The organism is Bordetella tumbae, assembly GCF_965139195.1.
Taxonomy (GTDB): domain Bacteria; phylum Pseudomonadota; class Gammaproteobacteria; order Burkholderiales; family Burkholderiaceae_B; genus Bordetella_A; species Bordetella_A tumbae.
Genome location: NZ_CBCSJH010000035.1, coordinates 1 through 23,893 on the forward strand (window position 1 = coordinate 1; position 23,893 = coordinate 23,893).

General features: G+C 58.0%; 16 protein-coding genes, 2 pseudogenes and 1 riboswitch. Of the genes and pseudogenes, 14 read left to right on the forward strand and 4 right to left on the reverse strand.

Annotated features, from left to right (window positions below; genetic code table 11):
• Positions 1-234 precede the first annotated feature (234 nt).
• From ACNA0J_RS24285 to ACNA0J_RS24305, 5 genes are all read left to right on the forward strand, one after another.
• Positions 235-636, forward strand: coding sequence for a Zn-ribbon domain-containing OB-fold protein (locus ACNA0J_RS24285; RefSeq protein ID WP_415821468.1), 402 nt, complete (start codon positions 235-237; stop codon positions 634-636).
• The gene (locus ACNA0J_RS24290) at positions 633-1,808 is read left to right on the forward strand and encodes a thiolase (protein ID WP_415821469.1); all 1,176 of its coding nucleotides are present in this window, start codon (positions 633-635) and stop codon (positions 1,806-1,808) included. Before ACNA0J_RS24285 ends, ACNA0J_RS24290 begins: the two co-directional genes overlap by 4 nt.
• Before the next feature lie 105 nt (positions 1,809-1,913).
• Positions 1,914-3,443, forward strand: coding sequence for a class I adenylate-forming enzyme family protein (locus ACNA0J_RS24295; RefSeq protein ID WP_415821470.1), 1,530 nt, complete (start codon positions 1,914-1,916; stop codon positions 3,441-3,443).
• Positions 3,444-3,480: 37 nt separating this feature from the next.
• A complete protein-coding gene (locus ACNA0J_RS24300; RefSeq protein WP_415821472.1) occupies positions 3,481-4,455 on the forward strand; it encodes a Bug family tripartite tricarboxylate transporter substrate binding protein in 975 nt (324 codons plus the stop codon).
• 26 nt (positions 4,456-4,481) lie between these two features.
• Positions 4,482-5,450 carry an NAD(P)H-dependent flavin oxidoreductase gene (locus ACNA0J_RS24305; RefSeq protein ID WP_415821473.1) on the forward strand — a complete coding sequence of 323 codons (969 nt, stop codon included), beginning with the start codon at positions 4,482-4,484 and terminating at the stop codon, positions 5,448-5,450.
• A 606-nt stretch (positions 5,451-6,056) separates the two neighbouring features.
• On the opposite strand, the gene ACNA0J_RS24310 is transcribed toward ACNA0J_RS24305, so the two are convergent.
• The 3 genes and pseudogenes from ACNA0J_RS24310 to metH form a co-directional block, all read right to left on the reverse strand.
• Positions 6,057-7,253, reverse strand: coding sequence for an ankyrin repeat domain-containing protein (locus ACNA0J_RS24310; protein ID WP_415821474.1), 1,197 nt, complete (start codon positions 7,251-7,253; stop codon positions 6,057-6,059).
• A 396-nt stretch (positions 7,254-7,649) separates the two neighbouring features.
• A pseudogene (locus tag ACNA0J_RS24315) lies at positions 7,650-8,782 on the reverse strand (vitamin B12 dependent-methionine synthase activation domain-containing protein); the annotation flags it as partial.
• 1 nt (position 8,783) lies between these two features.
• Positions 8,784-11,406: pseudogene (gene metH, locus ACNA0J_RS24320) on the reverse strand (methionine synthase); the annotation flags it as partial.
• Positions 11,407-11,499: 93 nt separating this feature from the next.
• Positions 11,500-11,662: riboswitch (cobalamin riboswitch) on the forward strand.
• A 63-nt stretch (positions 11,663-11,725) separates the two neighbouring features.
• Between metH and ACNA0J_RS24325 the strand changes: the two are divergent.
• Both ACNA0J_RS24325 and ACNA0J_RS24330 read left to right on the forward strand, forming a co-directional pair.
• A complete protein-coding gene (locus ACNA0J_RS24325) occupies positions 11,726-13,750 on the forward strand; it encodes a TonB-dependent receptor (protein ID WP_415821475.1) in 2,025 nt (674 codons plus the stop codon).
• Positions 13,750-14,769 (forward strand): ABC transporter substrate-binding protein, encoded by a 1,020-nt coding sequence (locus ACNA0J_RS24330; protein ID WP_415821476.1) that lies wholly within the window; start codon positions 13,750-13,752, stop codon positions 14,767-14,769. The genes ACNA0J_RS24325 and ACNA0J_RS24330 overlap by 1 nt, the downstream gene beginning before the upstream one ends.
• A 64-nt stretch (positions 14,770-14,833) precedes the next feature.
• Here ACNA0J_RS24330 and ACNA0J_RS24335 read toward each other — a convergent pair whose 3' ends face one another.
• Positions 14,834-15,595 carry an IclR family transcriptional regulator gene (locus tag ACNA0J_RS24335; RefSeq protein WP_415821477.1) on the reverse strand — a complete coding sequence of 254 codons (762 nt, stop codon included), beginning with the start codon at positions 15,593-15,595 and terminating at the stop codon, positions 14,834-14,836.
• 189 nt (positions 15,596-15,784) lie between these two features.
• Here ACNA0J_RS24335 and ACNA0J_RS24340 point away from each other — a divergent pair, with 189 nt between their 5' ends.
• The 7 genes from ACNA0J_RS24340 to ACNA0J_RS24370 all read left to right on the forward strand — a co-directional run bounded on the left by ACNA0J_RS24340 (position 15,785) and on the right by ACNA0J_RS24370 (position 23,844).
• The gene (locus ACNA0J_RS24340) at positions 15,785-17,365 is read left to right on the forward strand and encodes an ABC transporter substrate-binding protein (RefSeq protein WP_415821478.1); all 1,581 of its coding nucleotides are present in this window, start codon (positions 15,785-15,787) and stop codon (positions 17,363-17,365) included.
• 93 nt (positions 17,366-17,458) lie between these two features.
• Positions 17,459-18,310, forward strand: a complete 852-nt coding sequence (locus ACNA0J_RS24345) for an alpha/beta hydrolase (RefSeq protein ID WP_415821479.1) — start codon at positions 17,459-17,461, stop codon at positions 18,308-18,310.
• A complete protein-coding gene (gene ggt / locus ACNA0J_RS24350; RefSeq protein ID WP_415821480.1) occupies positions 18,307-19,920 on the forward strand; it encodes a gamma-glutamyltransferase in 1,614 nt (537 codons plus the stop codon). Before ACNA0J_RS24345 ends, ggt begins: the two co-directional genes overlap by 4 nt.
• Positions 19,921-19,936: 16 nt before the next feature.
• On the forward strand, positions 19,937-20,911 hold the full coding sequence (locus ACNA0J_RS24355) for an ABC transporter permease (RefSeq protein ID WP_415821481.1): 975 nt from the start codon (positions 19,937-19,939) through the stop codon (positions 20,909-20,911).
• Positions 20,912-20,915: 4 nt separating this feature from the next.
• Entirely contained in the window at positions 20,916-21,851 is a 936-nt protein-coding gene (locus ACNA0J_RS24360; RefSeq protein ID WP_415821482.1) for an ABC transporter permease, read from the forward strand.
• Positions 21,848-22,822 (forward strand): ABC transporter ATP-binding protein, encoded by a 975-nt coding sequence (locus tag ACNA0J_RS24365; RefSeq protein ID WP_415821483.1) that lies wholly within the window; start codon positions 21,848-21,850, stop codon positions 22,820-22,822. The genes ACNA0J_RS24360 and ACNA0J_RS24365 overlap by 4 nt, the downstream gene beginning before the upstream one ends.
• Positions 22,819-23,844 carry an ABC transporter ATP-binding protein gene (locus ACNA0J_RS24370; RefSeq protein WP_415821484.1) on the forward strand — a complete coding sequence of 342 codons (1,026 nt, stop codon included), beginning with the start codon at positions 22,819-22,821 and terminating at the stop codon, positions 23,842-23,844. The genes ACNA0J_RS24365 and ACNA0J_RS24370 overlap by 4 nt, the downstream gene beginning before the upstream one ends.
• Positions 23,845-23,893: the final 49 nt, after the last annotated feature.

Below are 23,893 nucleotides of genomic sequence, written 5' to 3' on the forward strand. Positions count from 1 at the left end.
AAGGGGACCTCGGCGCCTGGTCTTGCGCCGAGCCGTTGCGATAGGGCCGACGCGGCATCCCGGCACCCGTCACGGACGTCTCAATAGAGATCCCCTCAGCCAGCAAAACAAAGCAACCATCCCACTGAACAAGAATACCGCTGCACAAAACCCCTGCTTCGGCAATGAAGAATAGTCATCCCAGCCAACAACCCCGACACTGCCCACACTGTCATCATCTTCAGCAACCGAAAAATGACCGCCACCACACCCGATACTTCCGCCCCCAGCGGCGCCGACCAGCAGTACCGTCAAGCCCTTGCCCAGGGAAAATTTCAGATTCAACGCTGCACTGCCTGTCACCAGGCCGTGTTCTACCCCCGCATGATCTGCCCTCATTGCGGCGCGCCAGATCTACGTTGGGAAGCCCCCAGCGGCCGCGGCACCGTGTATTCGACGACCGTCGTGCGGCGCAAAGCCGATGCCGGCGGTGACTACAACGTCGCCCTCATCGACCTGGAAGAAGGCGTTCGGATGATGAGCCGCGTAGAGGGCATCCCCCCCGATGCCGTGCGCATCGGCATGGCAGTGAGAGCCGAGGTGCGACAGCAACCAGATCAAGGCTTGGTCGTCTTTGTGGCGCAGGAGGCAGCATGAGCGATTTACAACAACTGCGCGGCGCCGTGGCTGTCGCGGGCGTGGGCCACGCTGGCCTGGGCCGCGCCGATGGCTATACCGAAATGGAAATCCTGGTGCAGGCGGCCCAACGCGCCGTCGCCGATGCCGGCCTGACGATGCGCGACATCGACGGCATCTGCACCGCTAGCGTCGCTGCCACCATGTGGGCCATGCCCGTCATCGAGCATCTGGGTATCCGCCCTACCTTCATCGACAGCACCATGCTGGGCGGGTCCAGCTTCGTCGCCCATCTGATGCCGGCCCTGCAGGCGCTCGCGTCGGGACAATGCAACGCCGTACTGGTGTGCTATGGCAGCACGCAGCGCACCTCTACGTTGAGCCGCGCGGAAATCGGACGCGTGCGCAAGAACTTCGATCCGCAACCCTACGAAACGCCCTACGATCCGCTCAGTCCGCTGAGCTCGTATGCCTTGGCCGCGGCCCGGCACATGCATCAATACGGCACGACGCGTGAACAACTCGCACATGTTGCTCTGGCGGCCAATCAATGGGCACAACGCAACCCCGAAGCGCAATTGCGAGAGCCCACGACGCTAGACGAGATCCTGTCATCGCGTATGGTCTCTGACCCCCTGACCGTGCGCGACTGCTGCCTGGTCACCGATGGCGCGGGCGCCTACGTGCTGGTTCGTGCCGACCGTGCTCGCGATCTGCCGAAGAAGCCCGTGTACGTCCTGGGCAACGCGACGGCCGTGTGGAACCGTCAAATCTCTTCCATGGAAGACCTGACCGTGACGGCTGCACAGCAATCCGGTCAACGCGCATTTGCGATGGCCGGTCTGCGTCCCGCCGACATCGACGTCGTGGAGCTCTATGACGCGTTCACCATCAATACGATCTTGTTCCTGGAGGATCTAGGGTTTTGCGCCAAAGGCGAAGGCGGCGCCTATGTCGAAAACGGCGCGATCGCGCCGGGCGGACGGCTGCCCGTCAACACCAATGGCGGCGGACTGTGCTGCGTGCATCCCGGCATGTATGGCGTATTCATCATGATCGAAGCCGTGCGGCAACTGCGTGGCGAAGGCGGTGCGCGCCAGGTCGACGGCGCGCAGCTTGCTCTGGTACACGGCAATGGCGGTACGTTGTCCAGCCAATCCACAGCGATCCTCGGCACCGCTGACACGTTGTAGGTTCCTCACGCGCGGCGGGGCCGTGTTGTCACGTCCTGCCGTGCGTGTCGCCGATGCTATCACCGCGCTTCGCCATCGTTTTCATTCCGGATATCCATAGAAGTCATGAGTTCATCGTCCCCGCTCACACGCATTCATCAGCTCTTGCAGCTCCAGGCGGCGCAACAACCCGACGCTGTCTTCTTGTATGAAGAGGCGGGAACCACATTGAGCTATGGACAGATGTGGCAACACGTAGAGCAAGCCAGCCAATGGCTGATCGCTCAAGGCGTACGGCGTGGAGATCGCGTCGCGGTAGTCGGGGAAAATTGCGCGCAGATGATTCAGGCATTGTTCGCCTGCAGTGTCGTAGGGGCCTGGCCCGTCGGGCTCAATGCGCGTCTGAGCCAACGCGAAGTCGACGTGATTCTGAGCCATGCTCAGCCGATGTTGACGCTATATACCAGCCATATTTCGACTGCGGCGGCCGCGCATGCGCAAGCAGCCGGCGCCCAGGCCCTGGATGCAGAGGTCTGGGGCAATGGCAATCAATGGACTCGCGCCAGCAACGCTCCGGATGCAGAAACGGGCGAACTGGTAGATCAGGTTGCCACCGTCATCTATACCTCGGGCACTACCGGCGCGCCCAAAGGCGTCATGGTGCCGCACAAAGGTCTGTTGCACTTCGCCCGCATCTCGGCCACATCTCGGCGCCTCGGGCCGAGCGACATCGGCTACGCCGCATTACCGATGTCCCATATTTTCGGCATTGCCACCGTGTTGATGGCTACGGTCCAGGCGGGTGCCAGCCTGGTACTGCGCAGCAAATACGATCCTCAAGATGTGCTGCGTGCTCTGTCGTCTCCGGGTTTGAGTGTCTTGCAAGGTGTGCCCACCATGTTCACGCGATTACTGGCGATGGCATCCAGCCAGCCTGTACATGCGCCGCGTCTGCGCTATGTGTATACCGGCGGTGCGGCGTTGGACCCCACGCTCAAGCGCGACACTGAACGATATTTTGGACAACCCATGCATCATGGTTACGGCATCACCGAGTATGCCGGCTCATTATTCATCACTGATATCGATGCCCCCCGCAATGACTGCGCAACGGGCTATGCGGTCGAGGGCGTGGAGCTGCGATTGGGTTCTCCTGATGCGGAGCCGCCGGTCCCAGGCCAGCGCGGCGATATTCTCGTGCGCGGCCCCGGCGTCATGCTGGGTTATTACCGCGATCCCGCACAAACTGCCAAGGCGCTGCTGCCTGGCGGCTGGCTCAACACCGGTGATATCGGCTTGATCGACGACAGCGGCGCGCTTTTTATTGCCGGACGCACCAAAGACCTGATCATTCGTTCGGGCTTCAACGTATATCCAGCGGAAGTCGAGGCTGTGATCAACGCCTTTCCTGGCGTGCGATTGTCAGCGGTGGTCGGACGCCTCGAAGCCGACCAAAACGAACAGGTCGTGGCCTTTATCGAGGCGCAACCAGGCACGGCAATTGATCTGGATGCGTTGAGCGCTCATTTGCGCAGCGAACTCGCGCCCTATAAACGGCCGGCGCACATCATCCCCATCGATACGCTGCCCACGACAGTGAGCGGCAAGATCCTGAAGCAGCCATTGCGGGAAAAACTGGCTGCGCAAATCACCTGAAAAACCCGCACAAAACAATACACCAAGGAGACAAACCATGCCGATCAAATCCCTCTTGCAGGCTGGCGCATTGGCGGTATCGCTATGCGCTGCCGTTCCTGCCGCCCACGCAGCGACCTATCCAGACCGGCCGCTGCGCCTGTTGGTCGGCTACGCACCGGGCGGCCCGGTCGATACCACCGCACGCGTTTTTGCGAAGTATCTGGGCGACAAACTGGGACAGACCGTGGTTGTTGAAAACCGCGCTGGTGCGAGCGGGATGATTGCGTCGGACGCCACTGCCAAGGCCTCGCCCGACGGCTATATCCTGGGCTTCGCCGCCAGCCCGACGCTGACGATTTCGCCGCTGGTACAAAAGAGCGATCTGTTCGATCCTCGCAAGGACTTCACGCCAATCGGCATGGTGGTGGACTACACCAATGTGTTGCTGATCGGTCCGCAGATTCCCGCCAAAACGGTCGGCGAGCTCGTTGATTACGCCAAAGCAAACCCGACTGCTGTGAGCTTTGGCTCGGCCGGCGTGGGCGCATCCAATCATTTGTCAGCCGAACTACTCAAACAGCAGGCCGACGCCCCGATGCTGCACGTGCCCTATCGCGGCAACTCGCCTGCGATGATGGATGTGGTGAGCGGCAAGATCACTTTTATGTTCGATATCACCAGCACCGCAATTCCCTTTATCAAAAGCGGCAAGGCCCGGGCCCTGGCCGTGACCTCGCGTGAGCGTAATCCCGAACTGCCCGATGTGCCGACCATGATCGAGGCCGGTTTGCCCGACTATGAGGTGGTCGGCTGGTATGCCCTGATGGCTCCGCCCAAGCTGCCCGATGCCATCAAGACACGGCTGGCGCGAGCGTTGAAAGAAGTCTCACAAGATGCCTCATTCCGCAAAGCCATGACCGAGGGTGGCTATACCGTCGACGACGGAGACAGCCAGGCTGTACAAGCTCGTATTGAGCGCGAATACGCGATGTGGGCCGATGTCATCAAGACCGCCAACATTCAAAAATAACTGATCCTGATTGGAGCAATCCCTTTATGTCTGCCCTGCAATCGTTGCGAGCCACGACCCGCCTGCCTGTTCTCTGCGCCCCCATGTTTCTGGTGTCGGGACCTGATCTGGTCATTGCTCAATGCACGGCAGGCGTCATCGGCACGTTTCCGTCGCTCAACGCCAGACCCCAGGAAGCCCTGACGGATTGGCTCACGCGGATTGAGAAAGGATTGGCGCTTTATCGGGCGGCACATCCCGATGCCGTGATCGCCCCCTATGGTGTCAATCTGATCGTGCACCCTACGAATGCACGCTGGCAGGCAGATCTGCAAACATGCGTAGCGCATCGCGTCCCGTTGATCATCACATCCCTGCATGCACCCGATGCCGTGGTGCAAGCCGTGCGTCCGTACGGTGGCCTGGTTTTTCACGACGTGACCACAGTCCGTCACGCAAGGCGGGCGTTGGATGCCGGCGTGGACGGCTTGATTCTCGTCGCGGCGGGCGCGGGCGGACACGCAGGCACGCTCAACCCCATCGCCCTGGTCAACGAAATCCGATCGTTTTACGACGGGCCCTTGGTGCTGTCCGGTTGCATCAGTCATGGGAAAGATGTGCTGGCTGCACAGGCATTGGGATGTGATTTGGCCTATATCGGCACACGCTTTATTGCGACAAATGAATCGCTGGCGCCGGACCGCTATCGCGAGATGGTGTTGCAGGCGACGATAGATGATGTGCTGTATACGCCCTTCTTTTCCGGTGTGCCGGCGAACTATCTGATCCCCAGCATTTCGGCTGCGGGGCTGGATGCGGAACAACTGAATAGCAAGGATAGTAACGCGGTCAATATGGACAAGACGACACGGCCGAAGGCGTGGAAGGATGTCTGGAGCGCGGGCCAAGGCGTGGGAGCGGTGCAGGAGATTCTGCCTACTCATGCGTTGGTGGAACAACTGGCGTACGAATATGCTGAGGCGCGCAAGACGTTGTTGGAGACGGCGGGGCGTTAACGGTGTTTGCAGGGAGGGTGGCGTGCTTATGGACGTCGAGCCGAGGCAATCGGCCCGGCCGGGCTTCACAAAGNCGGTCCGGCCCGCGGGGGCCGGACACCGCTTCGCTCACCTCGTCCGCGCCTTCGCGCTNCCTTCGGTGGCTGCTCGCTCGACTTTGAGGCGCCCGGCCGGGCCGATTGCCTCGGCTCGACTAGCGACAATTAGCATTCTCTGCATCGCTGACACGACTGTCTTGCTTGGCGTTTTTTTGCAGCCGCGTTGGCAAAGAAGAAGATCTTACGGCGCTGCTTTCGGCGCGCGCCCTGCGCGCCCACCTCAAGCGATCGGTCTGGGCATGCGGGAGGGGTGGCGTGGTGCTTGTTTGGAAGATCTGCTTGGCTGCGTTTGAGGCCTGCGACGATGATGCGTAGTGCATTTCTTTGACGGTGCATCTACCGAATGCCTACGCATTCCGTGGCATGAGGCCAATGTAGCTCGAGAGATCTTTTGTCATGCAACAGTGCCACAGCCTATGCATGCAAATCCCGAATGAGGTCAGCGCCCGCTTGAACACCCTCGACAGATCCTGAATCGCATCGATTCCTGTCGAACCGGCTCAGTCCATTAGCTGGGGCTGGAGTGCGGATGTTCCCGTGGTTGATTCCGCCCCCATAACTGCCACGCGGCGGCGACGGCCAGCACGTTTGCCGCATCTTGCTCGCCATCCTGAATCAACTTATCCATGGCCGCGAAGGGATTGGCCCCATAACCGATCAATCTTTGCGCCGTTCCTCTATCACCGTGTCTACCCAGTTTCATGAGCAAGTCGATCGTTGACGCTCCGGCATTAATCAAAGATCTCACGTCCGCGTCCGAATCACCCCTGAAGACGGCTCTTTCAATCACTCCAGTAGCCGTTAGCATCGCGCCTCCCCGTATCAGTACGCGTAACGCCGCTACCTTTTCTGCCTCGGCCAGATTCTTCATTTCAAGCAAGGCCCGTACCGCCCGACATTGAAATCCCTTGACAGCACTGAGCAGGGTTTTCACTTTCTCCAGCTCACCGTGTCGGGCGCAAGTCACCCAAAGGTCAAGTACGTCTACAGCCGCCGCTGGAATTAACACTTTTGCAGCTCTCGTATTAGCCGATTGCAAGGCATTTCCCAGAGCGGTCACCACTTCGCTTTTGCTGGCCCATTGGTGAACTAACAGTAATTGCAATGGCCCTACATCATGCCGGTTAACAAGCTGTTCCAGGGCGAACGACGTGCTTGCCCCGGCGTAAAAATACAACTCTGCCGCCAATATGTTGCATCGAATGAGGGCAATGACAAACGCTTTCGATAGCTCGCCTTCAGCTTCGATCAGTATCTGTGGTGCGGCAATATCAGGATGCAGCATCGGCATGCCGAAAGATTCCCAGAGTACCTTCGCGCTGATATTCGTTTCTCCTCCCTTTTTGACCAAGGCTTGCATCAGATCTACTTTCGCCATTGCCGAAGCACGCATTAATGGCGTATACCCCTCTCGATCTAACGCATTGAGGATCAGGGGGGCATCGCCACATTTTTCCAGTAACAACTTCGCGATCCCATCTCGGCCTATCGAAATTGCCAGATGAAGAGCCGTTTCTCCGTCATCGTCGATGGCCGTCAGATCGACCTGACACTGATCAAGCAGATAAGAAAGGCCATCAACATCGCCTCTCCTTACGGCATGAAAAACCTCGTCCTTTGGAATTTTCGTTCCGGGCGGAAATCGCGGCTCGTTCGAATAGATGGCAGACGCAATCCGCGACGAGACACTATGCATAAGCTCCATGAATCGCCCCTCCTGAAGCCGACATCGAAAAGCGCATCAATACACGGTAAAAAGACTGGCAGACAAGCAGCCCGGCGTATGGCGAAGAACGGCACCCGCCATCGCTCTGAAAGGGAGAGTATTTATGACGTTTTCAGGCAGTCACGATCGCAGCAGACTTGATCAACTAAGTAAATACTATCCCAGCGAGGCTCTCATGCCGTCGCAAAAGTTCTTGTTGCCTCAATTTCGGACGCTTTCCCAGTACAGCACGTACCAACGAACTACCCAACGGAGCGCATACTCCGCTTGGCGATCCCGTTCGTAGAAATTAAGCACAGATGGAGGTCAGCGGACCTCCTGAAAGGCGTTGCGACGGGCTATAGGCTCAAAGCCTTAGCGTGCCGACAGTGTGANCCAGCGTCCGCCGAACATCCTCCTCAGCCCGCCCACTACGCGCGATGTAATCAGCCAGTTGATCCTCACCAATCGTCCCCACGTTGAAATACTGCGACTGCGGATGACTGAAATAGAACCCGGACACGCTGGACGCCGGATACATCGCATAGCTATCGGTCAAGGTCATCCCGATATCCGCCCCATCCAGCACACGGAACATATCGGTCTTGACCACATGCTCCGGACAAGCTGGATATCCCGGTGCCGGGCGGATGCCCACATATTTCTCGGCGATCATGTCGTCATTGGACAAGCCCTCGTCAGGCGCATAGCCCCACAGATCCTGACGCACTCGCGCATGCAGACACTCGGCAAATCCCTCGGCCAAACGATCTGCCATGGCCTTGAGCATGATGCTCGAATAGTCATCCAACGCCGCCTGGAATTCGGCCTCTTTCTTTTCGATTCCCAAGCCCGCGGTCACCGCAAACATACCGATGTAATCCGCCACGCCGCTGGACTTCGGCGCAATGAAATCCGCCAGGCATTTATTGCTGACGCCCTCACGCTTGACGCCTTGCTGACGCAGATTGCGATAAGTAAACAGCACTTCGCTGCGCGACTCATCGGTATAGATTTCGATGTCGTCGTCATTGACTGTATTGGCAGGATAAAACGCCACGACGCCATTAGCCGTCAGCCAACGGCCATCGATGATGCGCTTGAGCATGGCCTGCCCATCGGCATAAACCTTTTTCGCCTGCTCGCCGACGACCTTGTCCTCGAGAATGGCCGGAAATTGCCCAAACAGACTCCAGGTCTGAAAAAACGGCGTCCAATCCAGATATTTGGCGATCTCGCTGAGGTCGTAGCTCTTGAAGGAACGGCGGCCGATGAATTTCGGGCGCGGCGGTGTGTAGTTGGCCCAGTCGATCTGCGGACGCGCGGCACGTGCGTCGGCCAACGAGATCAGCGGCGTGGCCTTGCGATTCGCATGACGGCGACGGACCTCCTCGTATTCCTGCGCGATCTCATCGATATACGTTTGCGCCTGGTCGGAAACCAGATTGGCGGCCACCCCCACGGCACGGCTGGCATCGGGGGTATAGATCACGGGACCATCGTAATTGGGCGCAATTTTCACGGCCGTGNGGACGCGGCTGGTCGTCGCACCGCCAATCATCAACGGAATTTTGCGATCGCGGAAATACGGGTCACGCTGCATTTCCGAAGCCACATAAGCCATTTCCTCGAGGCTGGGCGTAATCAAGCCGGACAGGCCCACAATGTCGGCCTGCTCTTCTTTGGCTTTCTCGAGAATCTGCGCGCAGGGCACCATCACGCCCATGTTGACGACTTCAAAGTTATTACATTGCAGCACGACGGAAACGATGTTCTTGCCGATGTCATGCACGTCGCCTTTGACAGTGGCGATCACCATTTTCCCCTTGGCTCGGACATCACCGCCGGCCGCCGCAATCTGGCGCTTTTCTTCCTCAATAAAGGGAATCAGATGCGCCACGGCCTGCTTCATCACGCGTGCGGACTTCACCACTTGCGGCAAGAACATTTTGCCGGCACCAAACAGGTCGCCGACGATATTCATTCCATCCATCAACGGCCCTTCGATCACCTCGATGGGACGGCCGCCGCGGGCCTCGATCTGTTGCCGGACTTCTTCGGTGTCTTCGACGATAAACGTCGTGATGCCGTGCACCAACGCATGCGACAAGCGATTTTGCACAGGAGCGTCGCGCCAGGCGAGATCCTCTTCTTTCTTGGCGCCCGAGCCTTTGACGGTGTCGGCGAACTGTACCAACCGCTCAGTAGGCGTGCGTTCATCGTCGGGATCAGTTTTGCCCACGGGAGGCTCACGATCCAGGATGACGTCTTCGACCAAGTCTCGCAGGATGCCGTCCAGATCGGCGTACACGCCCAACTGACCCGCGTTGACGATACCCATCGTCAGGCCTTCGCGGATGGCGTAGTACAGGAACACCGTGTGAATGGCTTCGCGCATCGGCTCGTTGCCACGGAACGAGAAGCTCACGTTCGAGATGCCGCCCGAGATACGCGCGTGAGGCAGATTTTTCCGAATCCAGCCCGCACCCTCGATGAAATCCATCGCGTAGTGATTGTGTTCGTCGATCCCCGTCGCGACGGCAAAGACGTTCGGATCAAAGATAATGTCCTCGGGCGGAAACTGCTCTTCTTCGACCAGAATCTTGTAGGCGCGCCCGCATATCTCTTTGCGACGCTCCAGCGTATCGGCCTGCCCCTGTTCATCGAATGCCATCACCACGACAGCCGCGCCGTAGCGCCGGCACAGACGGGCATGCGCACGAAAGATATCGATGCCCTCTTTCATGGAGATCGAATTCACGACCGGCTTGCCCTGCACGCACTTCAGCCCCGTTTCGATGACTTCCCATTTGGAACTGTCGATCATGATGGGTACGCGAGAGATATCAGGTTCGGACGCGATCAGATTCAAGAAGCGATGCATACACGCTGCCGAATCCAACATGGCCTCGTCCATGTTGATATCGATGATCTGAGCGCCGTTCTCTACCTGTTGACGCGCGACGGCCAAGGCTTCGTCGTATTTTTCCTCGCGAATCAGGCGCGCAAACATCTTGCTGCCCGTGACGTTGGTGCGCTCACCCACGTTGACGAACAGGGATTCCTCGTCGATGTTCAGCGGCTCCAGGCCCGACAGGCGAGTCTTGACGGGAATATCGGGCACAACGCGCGGGGTCAGCGAGGTGACTTTATCGGCGATGGCGCGAATATGGTCAGGGGTCGTACCGCAGCAGCCGCCCGACATGTTGACCAAGCCGGCGCGCGCGAACTCCTCGAGCAATGCCGAGGTATCGGCCGGCGTTTCGTCAAAGCCCGTTTCCGCCATGGGGTTGGGCAGACCAGCGTTGGGGTACACACAGACGTAGGTATCGCAGATCTTGGACAGCTCGGCGACATAGGGGCGCATCAGCGCCGCACCCAACGCACAGTTCAATCCGATCGTGACCGGTCTCGCATGGCGCACGGAATTCCAGAATGCCTCGACGGTCTGGCCCGACAGAATGCGGCCCGACGCGTCTGTGACGGTGCCCGAGACCATGACAGGCAAGCGTACGCCGCGCTCCTCGAACACGGACTCGACGGCAAAAATGGCAGCCTTGGCATTGAGCGTGTCGAAAATGGTCTCGATCAACACAATGTCGATGCCGCCATCCAACAAGCCATTCAATTGCTCGATATAGGCGACGCGCAGCTCGTCAAACGTCACGTTGCGCGCACCGGGGTCATTCACATCCGGCGAGATCGACGCGGTCTTCGGCTGAGGTCCCAACGCACCTGCCACAAAACGCGGACGCTCGGGGGTGCTGTAGGCATCACAGGCCGCACGAGCGAGTTTTGCAGACTCGAGATTCAGCTCATACGCCAGCTCGGGCAAGTCATAGTCGCCCTGCGCAATCGACGTCGCGCCAAAGGTATTGGTCTCGATGACATCGGCGCCTGCCTCGAGATACTGGCGGTGGATCTCGTCAATGACGTCCGGCCGCACCAGCGACAGCAATTCGTTATCGCCCTTTAGATCTTTGTGGTGATCCGCGAAACGCTGACCACGGAAATCGGCTTCGCCGAGCTTGTAGCGCTGGATCATGGTGCCCATCGCACCGTCCAGGATCAGAATGCGCTCGCCGAGCAGGCGGGCAAAATCACCACCTCGGGTATAGGAGGAAGGCGGATAAGGCAGGCGGGGATACGACACGGAAATATCTCGGAAATGTGGCGAAAAGGCAAAAAATGCCCGAAAACCGACACTTGATGGTAACAAAATGGGTCGCTTTTTGCCTTGGAATGCTACAGTGCGGCCCGAACTGGTGCTTCTGGCGCGCGATGCGTGCCGAAGGTAAACGGGAAACAGGAAGGCGCGCCGCGCCCAGCCTGTGCTGCCCCCGCAACGGTCCCCATGCGTGCATCGCGCCGCATGGCAGCCCGACACCGGCCAGTTCACCCACCGGGACGCCCTGTGCGGCCCATTACCGTGAACGACGTGCGGGGTCGCGCGTCAAACCGAGGCTTGTCTGATGAAATCCCGCCCTTTCCGGCATGCAGCCGGCGTCTTGATTTGCGCTGTGCCCGCTCTGGCCGCCGCCCAACAACAAGACCAAATATCCACCGCGGCCGCAGCCCCAGAGCTCAGCACCGTCACCGTCACGGCCTCGCGGGTGCCCACCGAGGCCCGCGATCAACCCGTACAGGTTTCCGTGCTGACCCAGGAACAAATCCGTACCAGCAGCGCCATGACGGTACAAGAGCTGCTGTCCACCCAAGCCGGCGTGCACGTGATCAACAGCACAGGCGCGGCGGCACAAGCACAGGTGGACCTGCGCGGCTTTGGCATTGCCGGATTCAGCAACACCCTGATCCTGATCGACGGCGTACCGCAAAACAACAATGATCTGTCGGCACCCTCGCTGGGCACGGTGCCGCTGGACCGCATTGAGCGCATCGAGATCGTCCGCGGCAGCGGTTCAGTCCAATATGGCGGCGGCACGACCGGTGGTGTCATCAACATCCTGACCAAGCGCGGCAATCCCGACGGCCAACCCGTCTCGGCCAGCGTCACCGGCACGCTAGGCAATTATGGCCTGCACCAATTGGATGCGGCCATCAGCCTGCAAAACGAACATGTGACCGTCGACGTCTACGGGCAAACGCTGCGCACCGACAACTACCGCGACAACAACCGCGAAAGCCGCGACGGTGGCGGTATCGGCCTGGCTTTTCATCACGACGATGGCGAGATCCGTCTCTATGCCCGAACGACCACGCAGAAACTCGGCCTGCCCGGCCCGCGCCGCGTTGACCCTGCCACAGGCCTGAACGAGTACGAGGACGACCCGCGCGGCACGTCCACGCCCGACGATTACGTCAATACCCAAACAGATGCGTTCGGCCTGCAAATCGAACAGCGCCTGGGCACGGGCACCCTGTATGCCGACCTGAATCAACGCGACAAGTCACTGACCGGCTTCACGGGATCCAGCTACGGCGACACGACCCGCGAGCAAGATCTGGGCGAAACCACCGGCAGCATTCGCTATCAGTTGCCGATTGCCGGCAAACACGCGCTGATCGTGGGCGCCGACATGCTCGACAGCAGCCTGGACGCCTCCAATCTGTACTCGTACTCACCCATGCCGGACCAGTGGCGCGCCAAACAACGTCAACACGGGTTCTTTGCCGAAGCTCAAATCCAGGCCACTGACACGACCCGTATCACCCTGGGCGGCCGTCGCCAATATGCCAACGATCAGTTGGAAACCCTGTCAGGCTACAGCGGCAACTCCGACGAGACACGCCATCTGGGAGCCTGGCAACTAGCCCTGCGCCAGGAGCTCGGCGCGGGCTTTAGCGCCTACGGCAAAGTCGGCCGCAGCTTCCGTTTCGCCAATTCCGACGAACTGCTGTATGTCGCAACCCCGCTCAAGCCGCAGACCTCCGTAGACAAGGAACTGGGCATTTTGTGGAAATCGGACACGTCCAGCGCTCGCCTGACCTGGTATCGCTACGACCTGACCAACGAGATCCAATACAACCCGATCAGTTTCTCCAACGTCAATCTGGATCCGACGCGCCGCCAAGGGATCGAACTGGAAGGCCATCACGATCTGACCAAGACCTTGAGCCTGGACGCGAACGTCACCTGGATGCAGGCTAAATTCCGTTCTGGCACCGCCGCTGGCGTGGACCTGGCCGGCAACACTGTGCCGTTGGTGCCAAAATGGATGGCCAACCTGGGCGCCACCTGGCGCCCCATGGACAAGCTGTTCATCAGCCTGTCCGGCCAATACGTGGGTAAAGCACGCATGGATAACGACCAGGCCAACGAGTTCGACAAGCAGCTGGATGACTATTTCCTGGTCAACGGCAAGGTCGGCTATGCCTTTACCAAGAACATCTCGGGCACGTTGGCCGTGAACAATCTGTTTGACAAGGAATACGCGACCTATGGCATCCGCTCGGGCAGCACCGGCGCCACGGGCGCGTATAACCTCTATCCGGCTGCGGGCCGCAACGTCCAGGCGTCGTTGACGATCCGCTACTGATGCAACACGCCCTGCCCGTTCCTGATGCCGCCAAGACCCTCGGCCTGGACGGGCGGGCATTGGCCACAACGCTGCTCTGTCTCGCCGCAGTGTCCGCTGGGGCATCGGAACCATCACAGACGGCGACGGCCCCCACACACGTTGCGACGACGGCGCATCACGCAGCGATCACACTGCGTGATGATCACGGCCACACGATCACACTCACCGCACCCGCGCGGCGTGCCATCACGGCCGCGCCTCACGCAACAGAATTGGTCTACGCGGCTGGCGCAGGTGCCTATCTCGCAGGCACCGCCCAGGGCAGCAACTACCCCCCTGCAGCCCTCGCGCTGCCTTCTATCGGCACCACACTGCGACCGAACCTGGAAATCGCAGCAGCGCTGCAACCCGACCTGCTGATCGCCTGGCAGCCGGCGGTTCCTGATCCATTGGGAGATCTCATGCAACGCCAGAAAGTGCCGGTGTTCTACAGCGACCCGCGCACCTTGGCCGAGATTCCCGAGGCGGTAGAAACCATGGGGAGCCTGTTCGGCACCGAGGCGCAGGCCGTTCCTGCGGCCAAGGCTTTGCGTGCCCGGCTGGCCGCGCTATCCGCCCGTTACACACATCTCGCCCCTGTGCGCGTTTTCATTCAAGCCGGTCTGCAGCCGATTTACACCCTGAACGGTCGCAGTATCGTCAGCGATGCCCTACGCCTATGCGGCGGCATCAATGTTTTTGCAGAAACAAATACACTGGCACCGCAGATTTCGCTCGAAAGCGTGCTGGCTGCGCGGCCGGACGCGGTAGTCGCTGGGTTGGCCGGCCCCAACGACGCTCGCAGCAATCTGCAAGCCTGGCAGCGGCATGGGTTGCCGGCTGCACAGCTGGGCTATGTATTCAGTGTGGATGCCGATGCGTTATATCGGCCTGGACCGCGTTTGATCGATGTAACCGAGAAGCTATGCGAAGACCTGGATCGGGTTCGCACTCAACGGCCTCTGATCGGCTCTTCAAATACCAGCGACTCCCACTGAAGCGTCCAAAACAGGCGGGTAGCCATTCCTGACCAAGCTGGGGTGACCACACTGCAAGCGGCCGCTACCCTTTGGTCCAACCGAGCCCGGCAGACAAACGCTGTGCGGCCGCCACTACCAAATGAATGATGTGCTGCAACTCGGGCTCTCCGATTCTGAACGCGGGCGCCACCACGTGGATGGAAGCCACGATAGAGTTGTCTATAGCGAACACAGGAGCCGCACACGACACTTGATGATCGCTGACTTCGCCCCTGCTGACGCAATAACCCTGTTTACGGATTTTGGCTAACTCATCCAGGATCAAAGATCTCGACTTGGGTGTGAGATCCGTGAGCGGCGTCGGATACTGTGGTATGCATCGGTCAATAAACTCCCGAGACTTAAACGCCAGCAAGCATTTTGGCGAGCCTGCATACAAGGGACGTCTACGCCCCACATTGGCATGCACACGCAAGTCTCTCGATGGCTCGGCTTTAGCAATGCACAAAGCATCAAAGCCATCTGCCGTACGCAACTGAACCGTTTCGTTCACACGTTGGCATAGCTCTTCCAAGATGGGTGTGGCAAGCCGGATCAAATCAATCTGAGAACTGGCCGTTATACCCAGTACCAGCATAGCGTCGCCCAGCACATAACCATTGTTTTCGTCTCTCTTGACGATTTTCCGTTGTTCCATTGTATGCAACAAACGATAGGCTCTCGATTTGACCAGGTTCGTTTTCTGCGCAAGTTTTGTCACGCCAGATCGCGGCATACGTGCGACCGTCATCAATAAATCAAAGGCTTTTTCAACTGATTCAACCGTATATTTATCGTCAGCCATACGATCTTCATCTCCTATTTGGCGGCCATATTAGCTGTTTTACTAGATAAAACACATAACAAAATTGCATTGACATATAGCTAATCCTTTGTTTTCATCACCCGCTTTCAACACCCCGCAGCGACAAAAACCCAGACTGACCATTGGCCTGATGCCAGCCTTCCAAGGGAGTAAGAATTGATCAAAGCGATGACCCGCCGACTCGTATCCGGCACAGCATTTGCATTACTCGTTTCTCTGACATCCCCGTCCATGGCGCAAGACGCCACGCTGTCAATCGGTATGGCGGCGCCCGTCACCACCATGGATCCGCATGAGGACTCCAATTCGCCGAACAATGCGGCCAACCGTCACATCTTTGACAGTCTCATCAACCGTGGAAGCCGTGCGGAAAATAAGCCTCAGCTAGCGACATCGTGGGAAGTCATCGACGACACGCACTGGCGATTCAAGCTGCGCAAAGGGGTGACCTTTCATGACGGCTCGACGTTCGATGCAGAAGACGTTGTCGCATCCCTGTTGCGTGCGAGAGATAAGCCCTCGCATGCGTTTGCCGCCTACACCCGGAATATCGCCAACGTCACGCTCGAAGACCCCTATAGCGTTGTTGTAGAAACGTCTACGCCCGACCCTCTGCTCTTGAATTCGCTCAGCCGCATTCACATCATTAGCTCGCAATACGCAAAGGCCAGCGTGGCAGACTTCGAGAGCGGGAAAGCAGCTGTGGGGACCGGCCCGTTCAAATTTGTGTCGTACACACCGGGCGACCGCATCGTTCTGGCACGCAACGACAACTATTTCGAGGGCCCTGCACCATGGAGCAAAGTCACCCTGCGCATGGCGACCGACGATGGCGGCCGTCTGGCTTCGTTGCTCTCTGGTGACCTGGATCTGATCGAAAACCTGCCTGCCGAAGGTATCAGCCGCGTCGAGAGCAACAATAAGCTGCAAATCATCCGTGGCCAGTCTACGCGCTTCGTTTATTTCGGCATGGATGTCTCCAAGGACAAGACCCCGTTTGCCACCGCGAAAGACGGCTCACCATTGGAGAAAAACCCGTTCAAAGACGCACGCGTTCGTGAGGCGTTACTGCTGGCTATCAATCGTCCCGCCATCGTTGATCGCATCATGCAGAAAAACGGTACGGTTGCCGACCAATTCGTCGCCAATGGCTTCTTTGGACACTCGGAAAAAGTACAGACAGTCGGATATGATCCTCGCCGCGCCAAGGAGCTCTTGGCACAAGCCGGCTACCCCGAGGGGTTTGCATTAACCATTCATGGTCCATCGGGCCGTTATGTGAACGATAGCGAGGTTTTGCAGGCAGTAGGACAAATGCTATCGCGCATCGGCATCGCAACCAAAGTTCAAGTTGTGCCTTGGTCGGTGTATGCGGGCAAATACGCCAACGGCGACTACTCCATGTTTCTAGGGTCATGGGGTGTCAATACGGGTGAGGTATCAAACCCCGCGATAGCGCTCGTAGCGGGTCTGGACAAAGAAAAAGGCACGGGCCGCTATAACGGCGGCGGTGTCAATGTTCCGGAAATAAACAAACTGCTTGATCAGGCCACGGCCAGCCTGAAAGACGACGCGCGAGAACCGCTGTTGCAACAGGTATCGGAGCTGACGTTCAACCAACATTGGCTGCTGCCCATGCACTATGAGAACGTGGTGATGGGTGCGAGCAAAGCGATCGCTTTCACGCCTCGAAGCGACAAGTACACCATGGCCTACGAAGTACGCCCCGCAAACGCTACACAAAAATAATTCATAAGAACGAATCAGTGGGAGGCGATCCCGGCCTCCCCTGCGGCGTTGCGCGAACACCGCAATACGTCAGAATTTTCCGTTGGAGTAACTATGCAAGAGCTTGGCACAAGCGAGGCCGCCGCACGCGCGCGCGCCTTTTATGACTATGGCGAGACGGCCATTTTCGCATCGACTGCAGATCCGCGATTTCACATGCTGCTGTATGTCCCCCCTACCGTCGCGGAAGGCCGAAAAGTTGATCTGCTGGTCGCGGTCCATGGTACGGGACGCACCTCGGCGATCGAGTTTCGAGATGGATTCGCAGAGTTCGGGCTGTACAACGACTGCGCCATCTTGTGTCCCATTTTTCCGATCAATGTCCGCGGAGATGGCGCTCGATCTGGCTATAAATATATGGTCGAGGGAGACATCCGATACGATCACATCGTATTGTCCATGGTCGACGAAATGGCCACCAAATACGGGCAGGACTGGTCCACATTTGCCATGTTCGGCTTTTCAGGAGGTGGCCATTTCACGCATCGTTTTGCCCTCTTGCATCCTGAAAAACTCTGGGCCGCAAGCATAGGAGCCCCCGGCTCCGTAACGCTGCTCAATCCTGAAAAGGATTGGTGGATCGGCACCCGCGATTTCACCGAAAAATTTGGCCATCCGCTAAATATAGATGCATTGGCAAAGGTTCCCGTCCAGATGGTGGTCGGCGCCCTGGATCTGGAGACATGGGAAATCACCCACAAACCCGGGTCCATTTACTACATGGATGGCGCCAACGATCCAGGCTCGACGCGTCCTGAACGGTTGCGTTCGCTGCAGAAATCTTTCGAAGCCGCCGGCGTCAAGGTGACCTTTGATGAGGTTCCTGGCGTCTCGCATGATCGACTCAAAGTGCTGGGTCATGTCAAAAAATTTCTCGCCCGAGTACTCAAGGAGCAGCGTGCATGAATCGCAACGCAACGATTGTTGCCCCACAGCCTGAAGCAGTCGAAGCAGGCGCGGCCGTTCTTGAGCGCGGAGGCAATGCGATAGACGCCGCGCTTGCGTGCGCTTTCGTGCAAGGCGTGGTTGACCCGCAGATGACGGGCATCGGAGGCTTTGGCTCAATGCACGTCTATATGCCCAAGCGCGGTGTACATGAAATGCTCGAGTTTTACGCGCTGGCGCCCATTGCAGCGACGCCTGACATGTGGCTCGATAAACTGATTGGGCAAAGCCGCGACGGTTTCGGTTTCATCCTTAAAGACAACATCTCTGAAATCGGCTATTTGGCCTGCTGCACACCCGGTGCGCTCAAGGGTTATGAAACCGCGTTGAGAGATTACGGCACCTGGGATTGGGCCGATCTGATCCAGCCAGCGATTCGATACGCCGAAGAGGGTTTCATGATACGCCCGCACATGCATTGGTACTGGGCTAAAGACCAAAGCAGCGATGGACAAATCAACACTGTAGACAAACTACGCTATTCGGAAACGGGGCGCCGGGTTTATTTTCACGAAGACGGTTCGTTACGCCGCGTAGGGGATCGGCTGCGAAATCCGGATTTGGCGAACACGCTGCGGCGTATCGCGCAAAGCGGTTCATCGGATATTTTCTATCACGGCGAAATCGCCCAGCAGATTGCTGCGGATTTTGCACGCCACGGCGGGCTGATCGGACAAGACGATCTCGCTCAATACAACGTCAGCCGTGCTGAACCCGTATGGGGCAGTTACCGCGGAAAACGTATTGCCTCCAGCCCACCTCCTGGTTCGGGCTTTCCGATGATTGAACTGCTGCATATTCTGGAAAACTTCGACATTGCCAGCATGCGGCACGGATCGACAGAATACGTACGTACACTCTTCGAAGCCATGAAGCGCATGACCATCGACAAAGATGCTCACATGGGCGATCCGGCGTATGTCGATGTGCCCGTCGAAAGACTGCTTTCGAAAGAGCATGCGGCCGCACTCGCCGATGAAATCAAACGTGGGGAACGGGCAAATGTCGAACGGCTGGATCTATCCCAACGCGACACCACGCATATTTCTGTCATCGACAAGGAAGGCAATGCCGTCGCCATGACGCATTCACTGGGCAGCCCGTCGGGTGCCATTACGGATGGGCTGGGCTTCATGTACAACGGCCTAATGGGACGATTTGATCCTCGGCCAGGCAAGCCCGCTTCTATCGCACCTCGAAAACGCCGCGCCAGTTCTGCCGCTCCTACCATTGTGTTCGAAGACGACCGGCCGATCATCGTCATCGGCGCTCCGGGCGGCAGCTATATCGCTCCAACGGTGGCACAGGGCCTCATCAACATGATCGACTATGGCATGGGGATTCACGAAGCCGTATCAGCGCCACGTTTAGTAGGCGTCTCGAATTCGATCGACATATGCAACCGCATTCGCCGCTCCGTCGTCGACGAACTGACCCACGAAGGCTACAACGTTGTGCGTTCGCCGCAGACCTATGCCTTCGCCGCGCTGCACGGAATACGCATCGATAACGGACTCTCCGCAGGTGCCGCCGATCCGCAACGCGACGGCATGGCCATCAGCGTCGATTAACCGAACAGGATTGACAATGGTCACTACGCTCATCCGACGCGCAATCCAGGCGGGCTTCGTCATATTGGCGATGACGTTGATCGTCTTTGTTGGCATCAATGTCATTGGCAATCCCGTCGACATTCTCATCAACCCCGATCTCAACCAGGCAGAACGAGCCCAGGTCATCGCCAATCTTGGCCTGGATAAGCCGCTGTGGCAGCAGTATCTCAGTTTTCTGCATGGCCTGACGCAGGGTGATTTCGGCAATAGTTTCGTCTATCACAAACCTGCGCTCGACGTCATCATCGAACGTTTACCCGCCACGTTGGAACTTGCGCTCTGTGCCATGGTTATTGCCATTGTGGTGGGAATTCCGCTGGGACTATATGCCGGGCTTTACCCCAGAAGAATCTCGTCCAGAATCATTATGACGGGCTCCATATTCGGTTTTTCTCTGCCGACGTTCTGGGTGGGGCTGATGCTGATCCTGGTATTTGCGGTGGAACTGGGTTGGCTGCCGTCAAATGGCCGAGGCGATACCGTGATGTTCCTGGGCGTGAATTGGTCGTTTCTGACGGCCAATGGACTCTCGCACATGCTGCTGCCGGCATTGAATCTCGCATTGTTCAAAACTTCATTGATTCTTCGCTTGACCCGAGCTGGGGTGCAGGAAGTAATCGCGCAGGATTTTGTCAAGTTTGCTCATGCCAAAGGGCTGCACGAGAGCCGGGTCATTTTCGTTCACGTACTGAAGAACTTGATGATCCCAGTCGTCACCATCATCGGCTTGGAATTCGGCTCATTGATTGCTTACTCGGTCGTAACCGAAAGCATTTTCGGCTGGCCCGGAATGGGCAAACTCATTATCGATAGCATCAATCTGCTGGACCGGCCTGTCATCGTGGCCTATTTGATGATGATGGTCATTCTTTTTGTCTCGCTGAACTTCATTATCGATATTTGCTACACCCTGCTCGATCCTCGTGTCCGCCTCGAAGGCAAAGGATGACGCCATGAACACGAAACTTGCCAACACACCGGACAGCACGGATATCCCCGATAGCGTTACGGCACCGCCGCCACCTCGCATTGGCCCCGCTTTGAAGCGTTTTTTCTCATCGCCCACGGCGACGCTGGGGGCCATCGGGCTGATCGCGATTTGTTTACTCGCTATTCTGGCGCCCTGGATCTCTGCACAGAATCCGTATGACCTGACCCAGATGGACATCCTCGACGGCCGCTTGCCGCCCGGCTCGGCCAGCATGGATGGCGTGCCGTATTACTTGGGCACGGATGACCAGGGGCGGGATATTCTGTCGGGCATTCTGTATGGATTACGCACTTCGCTCGTCGTTGGCATTGCCTCGGCGTTGATCGCGGCTCTGCTCGGCACCACCATTGGACTGCTTGCCGCCTATCTGGGCGGGCGCACCGAAAGCTTCATTATGCGGCTGGTCGATCTCCAGCTTTCCTTCCCAACCATTCTGATGGCGTTAATGGTGCTGGCCATTTTGGGTAACGGGGTAGCAAATGTCGTGTTGGCCATTATCGTGGCCGAATGGGCGACCTATGCCCGCACCGCGCGGGGCACCGCACTGGTTGAGCGAGGGAAAGAATTCATCGAGGCAGCGCACTGCCTGCGTATTCCAAGCCATCGCATACTGCTTCGTCACCTGCTGCCCAATTGCATTGCTCCCATCATCGTCATCGCGACGATGCAAGTGGCCCGTGCCATTGGTTTGGAGTCCACCTTGTCATTTCTGGGGTTAGGCGCATCTGTCACACAGCCTTCCTTGGGCATGCTGATCGCCAATGGCTATCGCTATTTGCTGTCCGGCTTGTACTGGATCAGCTTCTACCCAGGCATTGCCTTGCTCATCACCATCGTTTCGATCAACTTGGTCGGTGACCGTTTACGTGACGTGCTCAACCCGAGGAAAGCCCGATGACTCCATTATTAGAAGTCCGTGATCTCGTGACCGAGTTTCCCGGAGAAGACGGCAAACCGCTGCGAGCTGTCAACGAGGTGTCCTTTCAGGTCAACCGCGGCGAGGTATTGGGGCTCGTGGGTGAAAGCGGCTCTGGCAAAAGCGTCACGGGATTTTCTATTTTAGGATTGATCGATGAACCTGGCCGCGTCGCCTCGGGGCAGGTTCTGTTCAATGGGGACGATTTGACCCGTGCCGACGCGAAAACTCGCCGCACCCTGCGCGGGCGTCGCATTGCCATGGTGTTTCAGGATCCGATGATGACGCTGAACCCGGTGCTACGCATCGGTGTCCAGCTCATGGAGACCTTGCACGCCCACGAAAAAATCAGTCGCCATGAAGCCCGTGCACGAGCGCGTGACGCGCTCGGCATGGTCGGCATTCCCAGCCCGGAGGAACGCCTGGATGCCTACCCTCACGAATTCTCTGGCGGCATGCGGCAGCGCGTGGCAATCGCTATTGCACTACTGCATCGCCCTGACCTCATCATCGCCGATGAGCCCACCACTGCCCTTGATGTCACGATCCAGGCTCAGATTATTTCCGAATTCCAGAAGCTGACTGAACTGCAAGGAACAGCGGTGATTTGGATTACTCACGACTTGGCTATTGTTTCCAGCCTGGCCGACCGTATTGCTGTCATGTATGGCGGACGTATTGTAGAAACGGGCGATGTCTTTTCCGTCCTGGAAACGCCGAGCCATCCCTATACCCGCGGTCTGATCCGTTCGGTTCCCTCCGAGAATAACCAAGGAAACCGACTCGCCCAAATCCCCGGCGTCACGCCAAGCCTGGCGAATATGCCCGAAGGATGTGCATTTCGCACCCGTTGCGAGCGTGCATCGGACGCCTGTCGCCAGCAGCCTGAGGCCTCAGGCACCGAACTTCGCTACTACCGTTGCTTCCATCCTTACGAAAAGGTGTACGCATGACCGTCTCGGCCACTCACCCCCATACTGAGCCGCTGCTGGACCTGCGCAGGATTTCGATGCGCTTTGGCGCGAAACCCGATCTGGCAGCCCGCATTGCCATCGCATTGGGTATAGCGAAACGCCCGCCTATCGTTCATGCACTCGATGAAGTCGATCTTTCCATCAAACGTGGCGAGGTTCTCGGATTAGTGGGCGAGAGCGGCTGTGGAAAATCGACGCTGGGCCGTATTGCGGCGGGCATACTGAATCCGTCCTCCGGCGAGGTGTACTGGAAAGGCTCCGACCGTCTGAAACTGAACGGCAAAGCATTGCATGATGCAGATCTGTCAGCCCAGATGATTTTCCAGAACTCCATGGCTGCGCTCAATCCCCGTATGAATATCGAAACCCTTGTTGCCGAGGCCCCCGCCATCCATGGCCTGATCAAAGGTAATCGAGGTGAATATGTGGATGACTATCTGCGCAAGGCCGGTTTCGACCCCACGATGAAGCGCCGGCTGCCGCACCAATTCTCGGGAGGTCAGCGCGCCCGGGTCAATATTGCGCGCGCGTTGGCAGTGCAGCCCGATTTCCTGGTATGTGATGAAAGCGTCGCCGCACTCGACGTATCGATTCAGGCGCAAATCCTGAATCTCTTCATGGATCTGCGCGAACAACTCGATCTGACCTATTTATTTGTCAGCCACGATCTCGGGGTGGTGAAACATATTTCCGACCGTGTAGCCATCATGTATCTCGGCCGTGTCGTCGAAGAAGCGCCCGTCAAAGAAGTGTACTCACGTCCCAATCACCCTTACACACAATCGTTGCTCGCTGAAGTGCCGCGCATCAAACCGGGCAAACGCCGCTTCGAAGCCCTGAAGGGCGAATTGCCCAGCCCGCTCAAACCACCACCCGGCTGCCATTTCCATCCTCGCTGCCCACATGCCCACGAACGTTGCCGTATCGAAGCGCCATTGCGCAAGGAAATTGCGCCCGGGCATTTCTCGGCCTGCCACCTCAATGACCAATCCATGACTTGATTGGTCCACCCAATTTCCCATCGCGCATGCCTTGCGCGGCAGGGCGCAA